This window comes from uncultured Bacteroides sp. (genome assembly GCF_905207245.1).
Classification (GTDB): Bacteria; Bacteroidota; Bacteroidia; order Bacteroidales; family Bacteroidaceae; genus Bacteroides.
The window spans coordinates 54758-73315 of sequence record NZ_CAJLKP010000020.1 but is presented as its reverse complement, the minus strand read 5'-3'; the positions used below and the strand labels follow the sequence as shown (position 1 = coordinate 73315).

General features: G+C 45.1%; 17 protein-coding genes. 15 read left to right on the top strand and 2 right to left on the bottom strand.

Features of this window, described 5'->3' with window-relative positions:
• From QZ135_RS08625 to QZ135_RS08600, 6 genes are all read left to right on the top strand, one after another.
• A partial coding sequence (locus tag QZ135_RS08625) for a sigma-70 family RNA polymerase sigma factor (protein ID WP_294607913.1) occupies window positions 1–303 on the top strand: 303 nt, incomplete at its 5' end.
• Between the two features lie 115 nt (window positions 304–418).
• A complete protein-coding gene (locus QZ135_RS08620) occupies window positions 419–829 on the top strand; it encodes a hypothetical protein (RefSeq protein WP_294607911.1) in 411 nt (136 codons plus the stop codon).
• 54 nt (window positions 830–883) lie between these two features.
• Window positions 884–2629 (top strand): clostripain-related cysteine peptidase, encoded by a 1746-nt coding sequence (locus QZ135_RS08615; protein WP_294607908.1) that lies wholly within the window; start codon window positions 884–886, stop codon window positions 2627–2629.
• Window positions 2630–2769: 140 nt separating this feature from the next.
• Window positions 2770–5247 carry an FAD-dependent oxidoreductase gene (locus tag QZ135_RS08610; protein ID WP_294607906.1) on the top strand — a complete coding sequence of 826 codons (2478 nt, stop codon included), beginning with the start codon at window positions 2770–2772 and terminating at the stop codon, window positions 5245–5247.
• Window positions 5248–5284: 37 nt separating this feature from the next.
• Complete coding sequence (locus tag QZ135_RS08605) at window positions 5285–5689, top strand: MarR family transcriptional regulator (protein WP_294607904.1); 405 nt, start codon at window positions 5285–5287, stop codon at window positions 5687–5689.
• A 74-nt stretch (window positions 5690–5763) separates the two neighbouring features.
• Window positions 5764–8619, top strand: a complete 2856-nt coding sequence (locus QZ135_RS08600) for a bifunctional fucokinase/fucose-1-phosphate guanylyltransferase (protein ID WP_294607901.1) — start codon at window positions 5764–5766, stop codon at window positions 8617–8619.
• Between the two features lie 4 nt (window positions 8620–8623).
• On the opposite strand, the gene rlmH is transcribed toward QZ135_RS08600, so the two are convergent.
• Window positions 8624–9097, bottom strand: coding sequence for a 23S rRNA (pseudouridine(1915)-N(3))-methyltransferase RlmH (gene rlmH, locus QZ135_RS08595; protein ID WP_294607897.1), 474 nt, complete (start codon window positions 9095–9097; stop codon window positions 8624–8626).
• Window positions 9098–9191: 94 nt separating this feature from the next.
• Between rlmH and QZ135_RS08590 the strand changes: the two genes are divergently transcribed.
• The 8 genes from QZ135_RS08590 (at window position 9192) to QZ135_RS08555 (ending at window position 15531) form a co-directional block, all read left to right on the top strand.
• Window positions 9192–9584, top strand: a complete 393-nt coding sequence (locus tag QZ135_RS08590) for a DUF4783 domain-containing protein (RefSeq protein WP_294607895.1) — start codon at window positions 9192–9194, stop codon at window positions 9582–9584.
• The gene (gene nadC, locus QZ135_RS08585) at window positions 9577–10425 is read left to right on the top strand and encodes a carboxylating nicotinate-nucleotide diphosphorylase (RefSeq protein ID WP_294607892.1); all 849 of its coding nucleotides are present in this window, start codon (window positions 9577–9579) and stop codon (window positions 10423–10425) included. Before QZ135_RS08590 ends, nadC begins: the two co-directional genes overlap by 8 nt.
• A gap of 95 nt (window positions 10426–10520) precedes the next feature.
• Window positions 10521–11231, top strand: a complete 711-nt coding sequence (locus QZ135_RS08580; protein WP_294607889.1) for a hypothetical protein — start codon at window positions 10521–10523, stop codon at window positions 11229–11231.
• Window positions 11232–11400: 169 nt separating this feature from the next.
• Window positions 11401–11952 carry a sigma-70 family RNA polymerase sigma factor gene (locus tag QZ135_RS08575; RefSeq protein WP_294607887.1) on the top strand — a complete coding sequence of 184 codons (552 nt, stop codon included), beginning with the start codon at window positions 11401–11403 and terminating at the stop codon, window positions 11950–11952.
• A complete protein-coding gene (locus QZ135_RS08570; RefSeq protein ID WP_294607884.1) occupies window positions 11939–13108 on the top strand; it encodes an outer membrane beta-barrel protein in 1170 nt (389 codons plus the stop codon). Before QZ135_RS08575 ends, QZ135_RS08570 begins: the two co-directional genes overlap by 14 nt.
• 18 nt (window positions 13109–13126) lie before the next feature.
• Window positions 13127–13708, top strand: coding sequence for a DUF4943 family protein (locus tag QZ135_RS08565; protein WP_294607882.1), 582 nt, complete (start codon window positions 13127–13129; stop codon window positions 13706–13708).
• A 12-nt stretch (window positions 13709–13720) separates the two neighbouring features.
• On the top strand, window positions 13721–14404 hold the full coding sequence (locus tag QZ135_RS08560; RefSeq protein WP_294607879.1) for a DUF4858 domain-containing protein: 684 nt from the start codon (window positions 13721–13723) through the stop codon (window positions 14402–14404).
• Window positions 14405–14589: 185 nt separating this feature from the next.
• A complete protein-coding gene (locus QZ135_RS08555) occupies window positions 14590–15531 on the top strand; it encodes a nitronate monooxygenase (RefSeq protein WP_294607877.1) in 942 nt (313 codons plus the stop codon).
• A gap of 414 nt (window positions 15532–15945) precedes the next feature.
• Here the strand turns inward: QZ135_RS08555 and gadC are convergent, their stop codons facing one another.
• Entirely contained in the window at window positions 15946–17541 is a 1596-nt protein-coding gene (gadC, locus tag QZ135_RS08550; RefSeq protein ID WP_294607875.1) for a putative glutamine/gamma-aminobutyrate antiporter GadC, read from the bottom strand.
• A 179-nt stretch (window positions 17542–17720) separates the two neighbouring features.
• On the opposite strand from gadC, the gene QZ135_RS08545 reads away from it, so the two are divergent.
• Window positions 17721–18437, top strand: a complete 717-nt coding sequence (locus QZ135_RS08545) for a potassium channel family protein (RefSeq protein WP_294607872.1) — start codon at window positions 17721–17723, stop codon at window positions 18435–18437.
• Window positions 18438–18558: the final 121 nt, after the last annotated feature.

Sequence of the window (18558 nt, the reverse complement as noted above, 5' to 3'; positions counted from 1 at the left end):
GTAGAAGGAGAAGACAACAGCTTGCTGGATGTGTTGGTAAACGACGACTCTCCTATGGCGGATCGCTCTTTGGTGAACGAGTCTCTTGCGAGGGAAATTGATAGAGCACTTTCTACGTTAACCGATAGGGAAAAAGAAATCATACAGATGTTTTTCGGTATCGGACAACAAGAAATGACATTAGAAGAAATCGGCGACAAATTCGGCTTGACCCGTGAACGTGTGCGTCAGATTAAAGAAAAAGCAATTAGAAGATTAAGACAAAGTAATCGTAGTAAATTGCTCAAGTCTTATTTGGGATAATAAGAAATATCAATTTCCGACAAATAGAAAGAATTAAAAACCGGTAGGTCATGCTTTGACCGCCGGTTTTTTTTGTTATCTTTGCCGCAATTTAATGCGCAAATATTATATTATTATGAAATACGTTCGTATACTTTTTGCCGTAGCTTTGGTTTTCATGGTATGCTCGGCATTCTCATTCAAAAAAGGAAAAGGGGATAAGGAAAAGGCTGTGTATGCATTTGGCGTTGCTGCCTCTTTCAATGATACAGTGGTGTACTTTACCGATATTCAAGCATTGGACAGTGTGAAGCTGGACAAGAATGGTTTCCTGCCGAAGCGTGATATATACACGTATCAGTTGAAGAACTATCTGGAATATGATTTGAGGTGTCTGGATTATACTTGCATGATTTATTTCTCTGAGAGTAAGAAAAAGTTGGAGAAGGAAGCTGCGAAAGTAAAATCTAAATATAAGAAAAACAAAACAATAGTGTTGATGCCTGTCGACCCTGAAGCATTCCGCTTCAAGAAGCCGGAAGAATAACTTGTCTTTACTGCCTTAGTGAAATAAGGCTTTTATCAATTATCACTTAAGCTCATGAGGACTAAACTTTATTTTCTTCTATGGATTTGTTTCTCAGTATTATTTGTTTCCTGTGGTGACAACGATGGGGAACCGGATGTTATTGCTATAACAGGTATAGAGTTGAACCGGAGTGAGCTTTCATTGAAAGAGGGTAAAAGTGAGACTCTGATAGCTACTATTACGCCGGATAATGCTACAAATAAAAAAGTCACCTGGAAATCGAGTGATACGAGTGTAGCTACGGTTGATGTGAATGGCAAGGTAACTGCTTTGAAGTCGGGAAGGGTAACTATAACTGTTATTACGGAAGATGGTGCGAAGTATGATGTTTGCATTGTGACTTGCGGCGATGGGGTTGTAGAACCTGAGGTTCCTGTAACAGGCGTTGAACTAAATGAGAAGGAGCTTTCGCTAGTAGAAGGAGAAAGCGAAACTTTAGAGGCGATTATCACCCCAGAAGATGCAACTAATAAAAAAGTTACTTGGAGCTCGAATAATGAGAGCATAGCAATGGTTGGTGCTGATGGTAAAGTTACAGCTTTGCGGGCAGGAGAAGCAACTATAATCGCAGTTACAGAAGATGCTGCAAAAAGTGTGTCTTGCAAGGTGACTGTTGAATCGGGAATGCCTCTTAATGGAAGTCGTACCGTGCTGGTATACCTCGCAGCGGATAACTCTCTCTCTAGTCTTGCTTCGCAGGATTTGGCAGAAATGAAAGTAGGTATGGCAGAGGTTGAGGATAGTAATGTGCATGTGTTAGTTTATATAGATGTGCGGGGTAAGTCATCTCCTCGTCTGCTTGAACTGAAAAATGAAAATGGGAAAGTAGTGGAGACAGTGGTAAAAACTTACGAAAAACGCAATTCTGTCGGTGTGGCTGAAACTCAGGAAGTATTTGCGGATGTCTTTTCAAATTCAAAATATAAGGCTGATAGTTATGGTTTGGTTTACTGGTCACATGGTGACGGATGGCTTCCTTATCCGCTACGTGCCGATACCCGCTGGGTAGGGCAGGATACAGAGGGGGATACTACTGATAATCGAATGAACATTTCGGAGTTTGCCGAAATATTGAAGACTGCTCCTCGTTTTGATTTTATCTTGTTTGATGCTTGCTTTATGCAGTCTGTAGAGGTTGCTTATGAACTGCGTGATTACACAGACTACTGCATTGGTTCTCCAACTGAAATTCCTGGACCCGGTGCCTCGTATGATGAGGTCATACCTGCTATGTTCTCCGCAGAAGATGCGGCAGTAAATATAGCCAGAGCTTATTATGAACCTTATGCTGCTAAATATGATAGTGGTAACGGTATTACGAATAATAATTGGACGGGTGGGGTTTCTGTGTGTGCATTGAAAACTGATCAGTTGGGTGATCTGGCAAAAATAACGAAGCAAATCTTGCCTGAAGCAGCCGATAAGGCACAACTTCGCTCATCTGTCTTTGACTATGACAAACGTGGAGGTTCCGGCGGGTATCAAGACGGTCATGTAGGCTACTATGATTTGTTAGGTATGATGCGTCTAATTGCTGATGATAGTGCTTATGCAACATGGAAGCGTGCTTTTGATGCTACTGTAGCGTATTGGAATACTACCCCTATGAATTATTCTTCTTATGTTGCGATGTTCTCTATGGAAAATACCAATGGTGTATCTTGCTATATCCCTACCTCCTCTAATAATCTTGCAGATAAAGCTTACCGCTCTACCGAATGGTATACAGTTGCCGGTTTCAGTGAGCTTAACTGGTAATTCCTTTTCTCTTATACTCCTAAATGAGTGCTAACAGATACTGCTAATCTGTATATTATGATAATTTCCTTTGGAAAATATTAGTAATCGGAAAACAATTTCTAACTTTGTATTGTTCTTAATCTAAAAAGAGAATAAATATGAAGTATGTGATTGTTGGGGGAGTTGCCGGAGGAGCTACGGCTGCTGCCCGTCTGAGGAGAATTGATGAGATGTCTGATATCCTTTTACTGGAGAAAGGCAAGTATATATCGTATGCCAATTGCGGTTTACCTTATTATATAGGTGGCGTCATTGCTGAGCGTGAGAAATTGTTGGTGCAGACACCGGCTTCTTTCAGTCAGCGTTTCCGAGTAGATGTGCGTGTGGAAAATGAAGTGATTGCCATTCATCCGCAGAATAAGACAATTATCATTCGTACAACCGATGGACGCGAATATGAAGAAGCTTACGATAAACTTTTACTGTCACCGGGAGCCACACCCGTGCGCCCCCCATTAGAAGGTATCGATTCCGAAGGGATTTTCACTCTCCGCAATGTCGAAGATACCGATCATATAAAATCCTATCTCACAGAACATGCTGTGAAACGTGCGGTTGTAGTTGGTGCAGGCTTTATCGGTCTGGAAATGGCGGAAAATCTACGCCATGCCGGAGTTGCTGTGTCAGTGGTGGAGATGGGTAATCAGGTGATGGCACCCATTGACTTTTCCATGGCGGCTCCTGTTCATCAGCATTTGATACAGAAAGGCGTCTCTCTCTATCTGGAAGAAGGCGTTACTCATTTTCAGCGTACAGAGCAAGGTATCACTGTCTTTCTGAAAAGTGGAAAGACGATTCCTGCAGATATGGTGTTACTCTCTATCGGAGTACGTCCGGCAACAGCATTGGCGAAACAAGCCGGATTGAAAATAGGAGAGGCGGGCGGTATCTGGGTAGATGAATATCTGGAAACTTCCGAAAAAGATATTTATGCCGTAGGTGATGCTATCGAATATCCGCATCCCCTGACCGGTAAATCGTGGCTGAATTATCTGGCGAACCCTGCTAATCGTCAGGGACGTATTGTAGCTGATAATATGGTATTTGGCAATACCGTTTCTTATGAAGGTGCCATTGGCACTTCTATTGCTAAGGTATTTGATATGACAGTTGCTTCTACGGGACTTGCTGCCAAACGCCTGAAACAATGGAATATGGAATACCAAAGTTCCGTTACGCATTCCGCTTCCCATGCAGGATACTATCCGGATGCCCTTCCCCTGACTTTGAAATTGACTTTTCATCCTACTACAGGAAAGTTGTATGGTGCGCAGTGCATTGGCTATGAGGGGGTGGATAAACGCATCGATCAGATTGCCGGGCTTATCAAACAGGGTGGAACGGTTTACGATCTGATGGAAACAGAGCATACTTATGCACCTCCGTTCTCTTCTGCCAAAGACCCTATTGCCATTGCCGGATATGTGGCTTCCAATATTATAAGCGGTGCAATGCCTGTCATTACCTGGCGCGAGCTGGTCGAACAAAAGAATGAAGTGATGCTGGTGGATACCCGTACGGCAGAAGAATATTCTTTCGGCACGATTCCGGGAGCGGTAAATATCCCTTTGGATGATATGCGAAGTCGGATTGCGGAAATTCCCACTGATAAGCCGGTAGTCTTGTTTTGTGCTGTCGGATTGCGTGGATACCTTGCACAACGTATCCTGATGGGGCGTGGTTACAAAAATGTGCGTAATCTATCCGGAGGATATAAGCTTTATTCAGCTGCTGTTGCTCCGGTTCCTGTTCCTGCGGAAATCAGTTCGCAGAGTACTCCTGCCGTACAACCGACTGTTGCATCACAACCTAATCCTGCTTCTGTGGTTTCTGCACCTGCTAAGGAGACTTTGAAGATAAATGCTTGCGGTCTGCAATGCCCCGGCCCCATCATGCAGGTTAAGAAAGCGATGGATACCCTTGCGCCGGGCGAACGAGTGGAGATTGTGGCTACAGATGCCGGTTTTGCGCGGGATGCTTCCGCCTGGTGTGATACAACAGGCAATCAACTGATTGATATTTATGAAGAAAAAGGACGTCATACGGTGGTGATAGAGAAAGGCGACCCGGCAGCAGTTTGTCCGTCAACAGGAAGTGTAACTTCGGGCAGAGGAAAGACATTTATTCTGTTTAGTGATGATTTAGACAAAGCTTTAGCTACCTTTGTACTGGCAAATGGCGCTGCGGCGACTGGTCAGAAGGTTACGGTCTTCTTTACTTTCTGGGGGCTGAATGTTTTGAAGAAAGTACAGAAACCGAAAGTACAGAAAGATATTTTCGGCAAGATGTTTGGCATGATGCTTCCTTCCAGTTCGTTGAGGTTGAAGTTGTCTCAAATGAATATGTTTGGCATGGGCAGTAAGATGATGCGCTTCCTGATGAAGCGGAAAGGTGTGGATTCTTTGGAATCACTTCGTGCTCAGGCCCTTGCCCAGGGAGTGGAATTTATAGCCTGTCAGATGTCTATGGATATGATGGGTATAAGCCGGGAAGAGCTGCTGGATGAGGTAACTATCGGTGGTGTTGCCACTTATATGGAGCGGGCTGATAAAGCGAATGTCAGCCTTTTCATATAGTTATTTGTTTTATTAGGTGAATAAGAAATAGAATGATATGAAAGACTTGTGTAAGATACGTGATATCTATCGGGCAATAGCCGAGTTTGAAACCCAGTTTATGCTGCAATATAACCTCTCTTTAAATGAGGGAATGTTGCTCTGTGCTCTTCTGGATCATCCCCGTCTGGCTTCCGGAGAGATAGCGGAAGCTTTGGGGCTTACCCACTCCAATACTTCCAAGTTGATACGATCTGTAGAGGAAAAGAAATTGATTGCCCGCATTGTTGGCAAGGTAGATAAGCGTCAGATGCATTTTTCTTTAACGAGTGAAGGTAAGGATCAGATAGATGCGATTAAGAATACCACCCACGAAATGCCTGTAATATTGCAGCAAGTCATATCTATGTTGGAGGATGCGGAATCCTCAGTGCAGATATTTCCTTCTTCACCATCAAAATAATTGAAAGTTTTTGTGGATTTTGCTTAAGATTGCTTTATTTTGCAGCTAACAATTAAGCAATATAGCAATCGGAGATGCAAAAACTATTATCCTTGCCGCCTAATCTTGTGTCGGCATTCTATGAACTGGAAAATTTAAACCGTACAGAGTGGTTCTGTACATCTGATCCTGTGGGTATGAAACTGGGGTCGGGTGGGGGAACCACTTGGCTTTTACGGGAATGGTATAGAAACCAAAAGACAGAACATTCAACAGAAAAACGTATTTTGCTGCATGCAGGCGGACAAAGTCGTCGTCTGCCGGGATATGCTCCTTCGGGCAAGATACTGACTCCGATACCTGTATTCCGTTGGGCACGCGGACAGAAGCTGGGGCAGAATCTGTTATCCCTTCAACTTCCGCTCTATGAAAAAATCATGGAACGGACACCGGAAAATTTACGTACGCTGATAGCCAGTGGTGATGTGTATATACGTGCGGAGAAACCTTTGCAGGAAATACCGGATGCAGATGTGGTATGCTACGGACTGTGGGTGGACCCGGTGCTGGCTACCCACCATGGCGTATTTGTCTCTGATAGAAAACATCCGGAGGCGTTGGACTTTATGCTCCAGAAACCGTCATTGCAAGAACTGGAAAATCTTTCCAAGACCCATCTCTTCCTGATGGATATAGGTATCTGGCTGCTAAGTGACCGGGCGGTGGAATTGTTAATGAAACGTTCGCAAAAAGAAGAAGGTGCCTCAGACAAAAACATTCCGTATTCGGACTTGAAGTACTATGATTTATATTCGGACTTCGGTTTATCTTTGGGAAACCATCCGCGCATCAGTGACGAGGAACTAAATAAACTTTCTGTCGCCATATTACCGTTGCCGGGTGGCGAATTTTATCATTACGGAACGAGCCGTGAATTGCTTTCTTCGACCGTTACATTGCAGAATAAAGTGTATGACCAGCGTCAGATTATGCATCGCAAAGTGAAGCCGAATCCTGCAATATTTGTGCAAAATGCAGAAGTTCGTGTATCCCTTTCCTCTAGGAATGATAATCTCTGGATTGAAAATAGCTTTGTTGGAGCATCGTGGACTGTCGGTTCCCGGCAAATTATCACCGGGATACCGGAAAACAACTGGACACTAAGCCTTCCTGATGGAATCTGCGTAGATGTTGTGCCTCTTGGAAAAGAAAGTTGGGCGGTTCGTCCGTATGGCTTTGACGATGTGTTCAAAGGAGATATCCGGGATGAAAAGACCTTGTTTCTGGGGCTGTCTTTTCCAACTTGGCTGGCAGAGCGCGGACTGACTGCGGACGATGTAACCGGAAGGAAAGATGACTTGCAGGCAGCAGGGATTTTTCCGGTAATAGCAGATGTCGAACAGATGGGAAAGGTGCTCCGTTGGATGGTTTCGGAACCGGATTTGGCAGAAGGCAGGGAAATCTGGCTGAACAGTCAGCGATTATCTGCCGATGAAATTTCAGCGCAAGCTGATTTGCGCCGTTTATATGCACAAAGAAAGAGTTTCCGGAAAGATAATTGGGAGTTATTGGCGCGTAATTATGAGAAGAGTGTGTTCTATCAGTTGGACTTAGCTGATGTTGCAGAAGATTTTCATCATCTGGAATTGAAGAAGCCGGATGTGTTGCCAGCCGATGCTCCCCAGATGCAACGTATTCATAATCGTATGCTTCGGGCACAGATAGATAAGCTGAATGGAAGAGATTTTAAAAATGATGAAAGAGAGGCTTTCGGTCTGTTGCGTGAGGGGCTGATTGCAGATTTATATGAACGGAAAAGCCGTCCGCACCTGAATGTATATGGCGACCAGATTGTATGGGGACGTAGCCCTGTGCGCATAGATGCTGCCGGTGGCTGGACGGATACTCCGCCCTATTCTCTCTTTGCCGGAGGAAACGTGGTGAATTTGGCAATAGAACTGAATGGTCAGCCCCCTTTGCAGGTTTATGTGAAGCCTTGCAAGGACTTCCATATTGTATTGCGCTCCATCGATATGGGAGCAATGGAGGTAGTGAACAACTTTGAAGAATTGCAGGACTATTGCAAGATTGGTTCTCCTTTCTCTATTCCGAAGGCAGCATTGACGCTGGCAGGTTTTGGCCCGGCATTTTCGGAGGTGGCTTATCCTTCTTTGGAAAAGCAATTGCAGGCATTCGGCACAGGGATAGAGATTACTTTATTGTCCGCTATTCCCGCAGGTTCGGGTTTGGGAACCAGTTCGATACTGGCTTCTACCGTATTAGGCTCTTTGAGCGATTTTTGTGGTCTGACGTGGGACAAGAATGAAATATGCCGCCGCACCCTTGCTCTGGAACAGCTATTGACAACAGGTGGTGGTTGGCAAGACCAGTATGGAGGTGTGTTGCAAGGCATCAAACTATTACAGACGGAGCCGGGGTTTGTGCAGAATCCACTGATACGCTGGTTGCCCGAACATCTCTTCACGCACCCTGAATATCGCGATTGCCATTTACTGTACTATACCGGTATTACCCGTACAGCCAAAGGTATTCTGGCAGAAATTGTGCGTTCCATGTTCCTTAATTCATCTGTCCATCTAGGCATATTGGGAGATATGAAAGCGCATGCGTTGGATATGGCGGAAGCCATTCAGAGAAATGATTTTGAAACTTACGGTACACTGATTGGCAAAACCTGGATGCAGAACAAAGCATTGGACTGCGGAACAAATCCTCCGGCAGTGGAAGCGATTATCAATCGTATTAAAGATTATACGCTGGGTTATAAGCTTCCGGGTGCCGGTGGGGGCGGTTATCTGTATATGGTGGCGAAAGATCCGCAGGCAGCACTGCGTATCAGGGAGATATTGATGCAGAATGTGCCGAATCCGCGGGCGCGGTTTGTGGAAATGTCGCTTTCAGGGGCTGGATTCCAGGTGTCGAGGTCTTAAAATACTATTCGTGATGATAAGGCCCGCCGCTAAGTATATTCATAGCCCGATATAATTGTTCTACGAAAATAAGCCGCACCATCTGATGTGAAAAGGTCATTTTAGAAAGGGACATCTTCTCGTGCGCCGCCTGATATACTTTTTGTGAGAAACCATACGGTCCTCCGATAACGAATACAAGCCGTTTGTTCACGGTATTCATCTTGCGCTTCATATAGTCTGCAAACTCTATGGAGCGCATTTCTTTTCCTCCTTCGTCCAGCAATACGATAACGTCGCCCGGCTGGAATGCCTTACATATCAATTCCCCTTCTTTTTCTTTTTGAACTTCCATAGAGAGGCTCTTGGTATTCTTCAATTCCGGGATGACTTCCATATCGAATGACAGGTAGCGTTTGGTGCGCTGCACATAGTCATTAATGGCAGTGATAAAGTGTTGTTCTACGGTTCTTCCAACGACGAGTAGGGTTGTTTTCATGCGGCTTTAGTTATGATTCGTGCACAAAATTAGTACTTTTTTATTGTATTTTACAGTAAATGCTTACCTTTGCGTATCATTAATACTTGTGATTATGAAAAAGCGAGTAGTTTTGCTGTTGACCTGTCTCTTCGTGTGGATGTCTTCGCTCTCTGCGCAGGACGTGCCTGCAGGGGCGATTGTGGCTTTCAAGAAAGGAAACTCTCAGGAACTAAACAGGTATCTGGGTGATAAAGTGGATTTGATTATTCAAAATCGCTCGACGAATGCTAACAAGAAAACGGCGGAAGAAACTATGGCCGGTTTCTTTGACGCTAACAAAGTCAGCAGTTTTGACGTGAATCACCAGGGAAAGCGTGATGAGTCGAGTTTCATTATCGGTACTTTGGTGACTAAGAACGGAAACTTTCGGGTGAATTGTTTCTTTAGAAAGGTACAGAATAAATATGTCATACATCAAATAAGAATAGATAAGACGAATGAATAAGGAAGAAGAATTGATTGACAGGCTGATAGACCTCGCCTTTGCGGAAGACATAGGCGATGGTGACCATACCACCCTTTCGTGTATCCCCGCTACGGCAATGGGGAAATCCAAACTTTTGATAAAAGAGCCGGGCATCTTGGCCGGTATCGAAGTTGCCAAAGAAGTGTTCCGTCGTTTCGACCCTACTATGAAGGTAGAAGTCTTCATCAATGACGGGGCAGAAGTGAAACCGGGTGACGTGGCTATGGTGGTGGAAGGCAAAGTGCAGTCTCTGTTACAGACGGAGCGCCTGATGCTGAACATCATGCAGCGTATGAGTGGCATTGCCACTATGACACACAGATATGCCGAGAAACTGAAAGGTACGAATACGCGTGTGCTCGATACCCGTAAGACTACTCCAGGTATGCGTATTCTTGAGAAGATGGCTGTAAAGATTGGCGGTGGTGTGAACCATCGTATCGGACTGTTCGACATGATTTTGCTGAAAGATAATCATGTGGATTTTGCCGGAGGCATCGACAAGGCTATCAATCGCGCCAAGGAATATTGCAAGGAAAAAGGTAAAAACCTCAAGATAGAGATTGAAGTACGTAACTTCGACGAGTTGCAGCAGGTACTCGACCTCGGCGGTGTAGACCGAATCATGTTCGACAACTTCACGCCCGAAATGACAAAGAAAGCTGTGGATATGGTAGCAGGCCGTTACGAAACCGAGTCTTCCGGCGGCATAACGTTCGATACACTGCGCGATTATGCCGAATGTGGTGTGGACTTTATTTCTGTAGGTGCTCTGACCCATTCCGTGAAAGGACTGGATATGAGTTTTAAAGCATGTTGACAAAGGCGGAAAGCCGTATTTAGGAAATAGCAGGAAGCCTCTCATAAGTTTCAATCTTTATGGGAGGCTTTTTACTTCTGGTACATTTAAAAAGTATGGGAAAGATAGATTGGAATAAGGTTAAAACTACTATCAGGAATTGGAAGCCTGGCGAGTATATACGGCAAACTTCTATTGTGGTGATCGGTGTGCTGATAACCTTTGTTGGCAGTGAACTGGTTACCCGTTGTTCAGAGCAGAAAGATATTAAATCTACTATGCTGCTGATTAGGGATGAACTGAAAAGCAATCGGGATCAGTTTGAAGATGTTATGTCGGAATTTAATAAGGATAAACGTATTTCTACTCTCCTTATGGAACATGATATGAAGTTCCGGATGATACCCGAAGACTCGTTAAGGCAATTTGGTTTTGTTTTGGGGCATTTTCGTGTTTTCTCTTGTCGCCGGAATGCGATGGACTTGCTGAAAAATTCGATGTTGATGCAGAAGATATCAGATAAGGAATTTCTGTTGTCGTTAATTGAGGTTTACGAGACGTTGGAAAGTTTTAGGACCCTCATAACCGAATATTATGACATGAAGGGGCAGGCTGTTAACCCTTTCCATCTGTCACTCACCGACGAGCAGTTTAACTCGTTGTTGGAGGGCGGCTATGAAATGTGGGAAATATATCTTTCGGATAAAACGGTACGCAATTTTATGAGAACGCCTATGGAGTATTTCCATTCCAGATACAAAAAAAATGTGGAGCAAGAGATTGATAAGATGATCCAAGCTATTGAACAGAGATATGGAGCTAAATAAACGGTTATGGGAAATATAGATAAGATAAAGTCTGCGATTAAAGGCTGGAGGTGATAAATAATCTCCGTTCTTTAACTTCTTTTTAGAGATAACATTGCAGCATTCTACGGAAAGCTGCGTCTAACTAACAAATGACGCGAAGAGGCGTCCGTAAAAACGAGCACTGACATTGGAAAATGATATAGAACTGATAGAGGGCTGCCGGGCAGGGAAAGATTCTGCTCGTAAGGAACTGTACACTCTTTATGCCAAGCAGATGCTCGCGGTATGTTACCGCTATACGGGCGATGTGGATGCGGCGCATGACGTACTGCACGATGGGTTTATCAAAATCTTCACCCATTTCACTTTCCGGGGCGAATGTGCACTGGCAACGTGGGTGACAAGAGTAATGGTGACACAGGCAATAGATTATCTGCGAAGGCAGAAGCGCATCACCCAACTGGTGATAAACGAAGAACAATTGCCCGACCTGCCCGACGAAGCAAGTATAGCCGACAATGGCGACCGCCTCTCCGAAGAGCAATTAATGGCATTTGTAGCAGAATTGCCTGATGGATGCCGAACCGTTTTCAACTTGTATGTGTTTGAAGAGAAATCGCACAAGGAAATAGCGGAAATGCTTGGGATTAAGGTACATTCGTCCACCTCGCAGTTGCATCGCGCCAAGAATTTGTTAGCAAAAAGAATTAAAGAATATACAGAGTATGAAAGGAAATAATGAAATAACCGGTTTGTTCCGCAGTCGCCTCGCTGGTGCAGAGATGACAGTACGGGATGGCTTTTGGGAGGAACTGCAAAGCGACCTTTTGAAAGCCGGAGCCGATGCGACAGATGCTTCTGCAGTTGTTGCTTCCGGACAGGCTGCCAACTTATCCGGGCAAAAACAAAAGAGTTTCGTCCTTACTCCACGGTTCTACCGGGTGGCTGCGGCCGCTTCTGTAGTATTGATGCTGGGAGCTGCTTCTGCTGCATTCTGGTATTTCTCTCCGAAAGAAGAAATACAGGAAGCATTTACAAAGGTCGCTACCCTGACACCGGAAGGCAGCCTGAACGGAGACGTGGTGCAGGAGAAATTCCCTTCTATTCATGATGCCAACCCAACGGCACAGAAGCCCGGTCACAAATATCCGGGACAATCTTCATCTGCTACAGTGCTTGCTTCGAACGATGAAGAAGATGAATCCGTATCTGTCACTGTTTCCATTACGATTACACAGCGTGTATACGGCAATAATCACCAGCAGGGCGGAAATGGCATGTATGGGCAGAATGCTTCAACGCAGAATGGAAATGATTACCATGTAACGACTGATCCTGCAAATACGACTCCCAACACTAACTCCAACGTACGTTCCAAACGGAAAGGCGCTGCACTGGCAAGTGCGGATGCTGCCGGTAGAAAACATAATTGGGCTTTCAAAGCCGGAGTCGGTACATCATTACCAAAGGGTGATTTCGGAATGCCGTTCACTGCCAACCTGTCTGCAGAACGTCGTCTGAATAAACATTTCTCCCTTGAGGCAGGTTTGCAATACAATCGTCTGGATGCAGATCATACCATACATACATTGGCTGTTCCGGTGAAACTGAATGCAATGCTGGCAAGCAGTTCCAAAGTCGATTTCTATGCTACGTTGGGTGGTGCTGTCGAGAAGTGCATAGCCGGGGCAGGAGATAACGGCTTCGGTGCAGAACCCATACAACTTTCTGTTGCAGCCGGTCTGGGCGTCCGTTATAAACTTAACGACCGGATAGCCTTGTTTGCCGAACCTACGGTATCTCATCATTTCGATACGGATTCGCAGACAAAAACGCTGTATACCGAACGTCCCACGAACCTTAACCTGCTCTGCGGTGTTCGTATGACATATTAACCTTAATATAATATAACAATGAGAACTCTATCTCTAAATACTATACTCGCTGGCGGACGAATCAATATCCGCTCATATCGCGCTGCCTTGTTGGCGTTGCTCTTTTGTTTTTCTCTTTCTTTTGTGTCATGCACCGAAGAGACGCTGGATTATAATAATCCTGATGTGGATTTGTTTGTCAAGCAGTTGAAAGGAGGGAAGTATTCAGTAGAAAGTCCGGAAGGTTTGAACACTGTGCCCCGGTTTACCGTTAACGACATAGAAGGTTTGTTGAAGTATGTCGAAGATTTGACGGTCATTCCTTCTTTCCCGTTGGCACCGGTCTCTTACTCCGCAGGAGGTAAACTCCGCTTAGGCGAGTGCATCTTGTGGACAGTGGAAACCATCCGTCTGGGACAGAATGCCTCGATGGGCTGTAAGATGGTACATGCGGATGCAGAAAATTATGAGGGCATTTACTTTTTATCCGATGACGAAGTGCTGGATGCTGCTGCCCGTTACCGCCGCTGGTGGGAGAGCCGTAAATATCCCCGCACGATGTGGACCATAGACCCCTGTTACGATGAACCGCTTTGTGGAAGCGGATATATGTGGTGGTAAGAAAATAAATTAATGAGAAAATATTGCACTATAATCGGACTGCTTTTTGCAGTAGTCCTTCCCCTTTGCGCTCAGAACTGGACACCTCAGGACTCTCTGCGATTGCGCCGCCTGCTGGACGGAGAGGGGGAGATGAAGTTGAATCCGGAGGTACTGAAAGAGCTGGGAGTGGATCAGCCCATAGGTACACAACAGATGTCGACGGAAAAAAAATGGCTGGATTTCAACACAACACTACCCGAGATACCCAATACGCCGAAGAAGAAAGTTGTCCTTACCCTGCGCCCTTATACGGCAAATACAAAGTACAACTGGGATCCGGTGTATCAGAAGAAAATTAAAATAGATAAGAATACGTGGCGGGACGATCCTTTTTATGAGCTTACGGTACTTAAGATTTACTCTGACTGGGCAAAACGTCCTTTTGATAAAGGCATACGCAAAAGTGTAGCTGAGATAGAGGCAACCGGAATGCGTTACCGGGTTACGGAACGGGCGAATAATATGGCAGTAGGTAGTTGGCAGGGTGCCAGTGGCGGAGGTATAGGCGGATTAGATTTCATGGCGCCTTTTACAAAGGAATTCTGGAATGTCAAGGGGCGTAAGCGCCGGGCTCGCACGTTGGAAGTTTTGCGGGCATATGGAGACTCTGCCACAGTGCTGATAAAAGCTCCGGTCAAGGCAATTAGTAATTAAGGAAAAGATGTGTTTATTATAGGGATTATTGTTTAATCTTCATTTGTATTATTTGTGCACCCGGTTATGCGTATGTTGTATATTCGTATTTCCGGGTGCAGTTTTTATGACATATCGCCTTTTTTTCCGAACCTTTCGTCCTTTTTTCTTGTTTCTTCCTTAATAATGCCTAAACGAAGGAAACTATGAACAGAATTACTTCCCTTTTCGGAATAAAATATCCAATAATCCAAGGTGGTATGGTTTGGTGTAGTGGCTGGCGCCTGGCGTCGGCGGTGAGTAATGCGGGTGGACTGGGTTTGCTTGGAGCAGGTTCGATGCATCCTGAGACTTTATGCGAACATATCCGCAAATGTCGTGCCGCTACACATCATGCTTTTGGGGTTAATGTTCCGTTGATGTATCCGCAGATTGAAGAAATCATGCAGATAATAGTGGATGAGGGAGTCAATATAGTATTTACCTCTGCCGGAAGTCCTGCCAAATGGACCGGATGGCTGAAAGAAAGAGGTGTGACAGTGGTACATGTGGTCAGTTCTTCCCGCTTTGCGATGAAGGCCGAAGAGGCGGGTGTTGATGCTGTTGTGGCTGAGGGCTTTGAAGCCGGCGGACACAACGGAAGGGAAGAAACTACCACTTTGTGCCTGATACCTGCCGTACGTGCAGCCACTACTTTACCGTTGATTGCTGCCGGAGGGATTGCCACGGGCGAAGCCATGCTTGCCGCCCGAGTGTTGGGAGCGGAAGGTGTACAAATAGGTACGCGCTTTGCGTTGACACAGGAAAGTTCCGCCCACGAATATTTCAAGGACTACTGCCTGCGTTTGCAAGAGGGTGATACCAGGTTATTGCTAAAAAAACTTGCTCCGGTACGTCTGGCAAGAAGCAATTTCCGCGATGCAGTGGAAGCTGCTGAAGCGGTGGGAGCAACCCAGGATGAACTTCGTATTCTCCTGGCGCATGGGCGTGCCAAGAAAGGTATCTTTTATGGAGACCTTGAAGAAGGTGAGTTGGAGATAGGGCAGGCATCAGCATTGCTTTATGGCAGACAGATACAGACGGTTGCTGAGGTAATGCAGGAGCTGACGGAAGGATATAAAAGAGCATGGGATGAACTGAAAGATTAAGAAAGAAATATGCTCTCACGAGACGAACCGTTTAGCCTCGTGAGATGGGAATATCCGTCTCGTAGGATGAAATTATTCATCTTGTGAGACGGATTTTTTATCTCAGGAAGTGAAATGGGTTTGTTTACTGTCAACGGATATGACATAGCCTTATGGGTACGGTTGTTTCCTCCCGTGGGAATTTTGTTTACCCCAAATGATAACTCCATTTACACGCCGGGGTAAAGGTCGTTACATACCGAGGTAAAGACCGTTACATGCCGAGGTAAAGAGCGTTACATACGGCGGTAAATGCTTTTACATCCTGTGGTAAATTGTATGTAAATGCTATTTGTTGATAATCAATGGATTAATAAAAATGGGGCTGTACAAGCGATATGTACAGTCCCATTTTCATTGTTTTCGAATACAATCCTATGATTTAGGTGTATCGGAATTATTTGTTGCAGTACCGGTAGGAGTTGCATGAGGAGTTGCCGTAGCTGTGTTTGTAGTTCCTGCTGTAGTAGCAGTGGCTGTAGTAGCTGTAGTTGTTGCAGCAGATGCAGCAACTTGGGGTTGTACTTCCCAGTGAAAAGGCTCGAAGTTAGTGTTTGGGTCAACCCAGGACGGTTTCTTGCATGCGTAGATGATGAACGGTGCTGCCACAACAACAATTGCACCGATAATCAGTACAGAGAACCAAACCGTATTACTACCTGTTGAAATCTGACTGGGCGGGATGAAGCTCAGGATGAACGCCAACAGAGAACCGCAGAAACCAAGTCCGCCGATGAACCACATCAAACCGTTGCCACCCTTACCGATGCGGAACGGACGGTTCAACTTCTTCATCTTATAACGCAGTACGATAGCTCCCGTAAACATCAACATATACATGATGAGGTAAAGAACCACTGTCAACTGTGACAGAATCTGATAGAAACTCTGTACGGAAGGCATAACTACGAATAAGAGGCTCAATACGGTTACCGCACCACCTTGTACGAACAGAATGTTCTTCTGGACACCCAGTTTATTAGTCTTCTGGAAGAACGGAGGCATGTAACCGGCTTTACCTACGGCAAAGATACCTTTAGACGGACCGGCAACCCATGTCAATACACCTGCCAATACGCCGAATGCCAATGCAATAGCAATAATCGGTGACAACCAGGAAGCATGGATATACTTGAAGTAATTGTCGAAACCAACCAGCAAACTCTGTGTCAAACTGATATCCTTGGCCGGGATGATGACACCCAGTGCGAAGGTACCCAACACGAAAATGATAACTGTGATTGCAGCACCGATAAATACTGCTTTCGGATAGTTTTTGGATGGGTTTTCCATATCCTTTACGTGGATACCGCCCATTTCCATACCGGCATAAAAGAGGAAGATACTTGCGGCGAGCACGACGTTGTCGAAGTTCGTCAGGTCGGGGAAGAAGCTGCTGTGGAAGTCCAGATTGGAATGTCCGCCACTGGCCAGATAAATGATACCCAGGATAATCAGCAGGGCTGCCGGGATAATGGTACCGACCATACCGCCGACTTTGGCTACTTTACCTACCCATCCCATACCTTTCAGTGAGATGAATGTGGCGAGCCAGTAGATGATGAGCACAACGGCGAGTGTGTAATACTTATTGCTTGCCAGGGACATGTCGTGTGCATCGTTCATGCCGATAAAGGCGATGGATACGGCACCGAAAGTCAATACGGTGGGATACCAGATGGTACTTTCAATCCATTGCACCCAGATGGCAAGGAAACCGAACCGCTTACCGTAGGCTTCGCCTACCCAGCGGAATACACCACCTTGTTTGTCCTGGAACATCGCAGCCAATTCCGCAGCGACAAGTGACGTCGGTATAAGGAATACGATAGCTGCAAATAAGTAGTAGAAGGCCGAACTCATTCCGTACACGGCCTCGGCAGGTAGTCCACGTAGGGATACTACTGCTGTCACATTCATGATTGCGAGGGTGAACACACCCAGCTTCACTGTTTGTTTAATATTTGCCATAAGTTAAGGTTTTAGGTGAAAAATATGTTTTAAAATCAGTCTCTATAACAACATCTTGGGGGAGTTGTTTTCGGAGATAAAGTGAAAGTGTGCTTTTTAACACTTAAACAAATGCTATGTGTAAGGCGTTTCAAGGCAGTCAATTCGATTTTATTCATAACATATAAATTAGTACTATTATGAAAATGGCTCTTTCAGAATTTTCGTTGCGGGAGAAAGGAATTTATGGTGTCTTACACATTATTATTCTGTTGCTCTCGCTGTTTTTGGTGATTAGTATTTCAGTAGACACCTTCAAGGGTATTCCTTTTTATACCCAGACGGTATTTATGAAGGTTCAGTTTGCGGTGTGCGTGCTGTTTTTGCTGGACTTTATTTTAGAGTGGTTTTTAGCAAAGCATAAAGGACGTTATTTCGCCACTCACTTTATTTTCTTGTTGGTAGCTATCCCATATCAGAGTATAATTTCCTGGGCGGGGTGGACTTTCTCTGATGAGATTACTTATCTGTTGCGTTTCATTCCGTTGGTGCGTGGCGGGTATGCAATGGCGATTGTTGTGGGATGGTTGACGTATAATAAGGCATCCGGCTTGTTTGTCACTTATCTGACCACCCTGCTTGCCACAGTCTATTTCTCCAGTCTGGCATTTTATGTCATGGAGCATGGAACGAATACGCTGGTTACGGGTTATGGAGATGCCTTGTGGTGGGCCTTTATGGATGTGACGACGGTAGGGTCCAATATCATAGCGGTAACGGTGACCGGGCGTGTATTATCCGTTGTGTTGGCTGCACTGGGCATGATGATGTTCCCGATATTTACGGTGTACGTAACCAGTCTTGTACAGAAGCGCAATCAGCAGAAAGAAGAATACTATAAGCAATTGAATCAGTAACAAGCTACGGGCTACAAGCTACGAGTATGCAGATACAACGCAGCAAACTTGTAGCTCGTAGCTCGTAACTCATAACTCATTCATGGAAAAGGCGCCATCTATCCTCAACGGACTGATGACG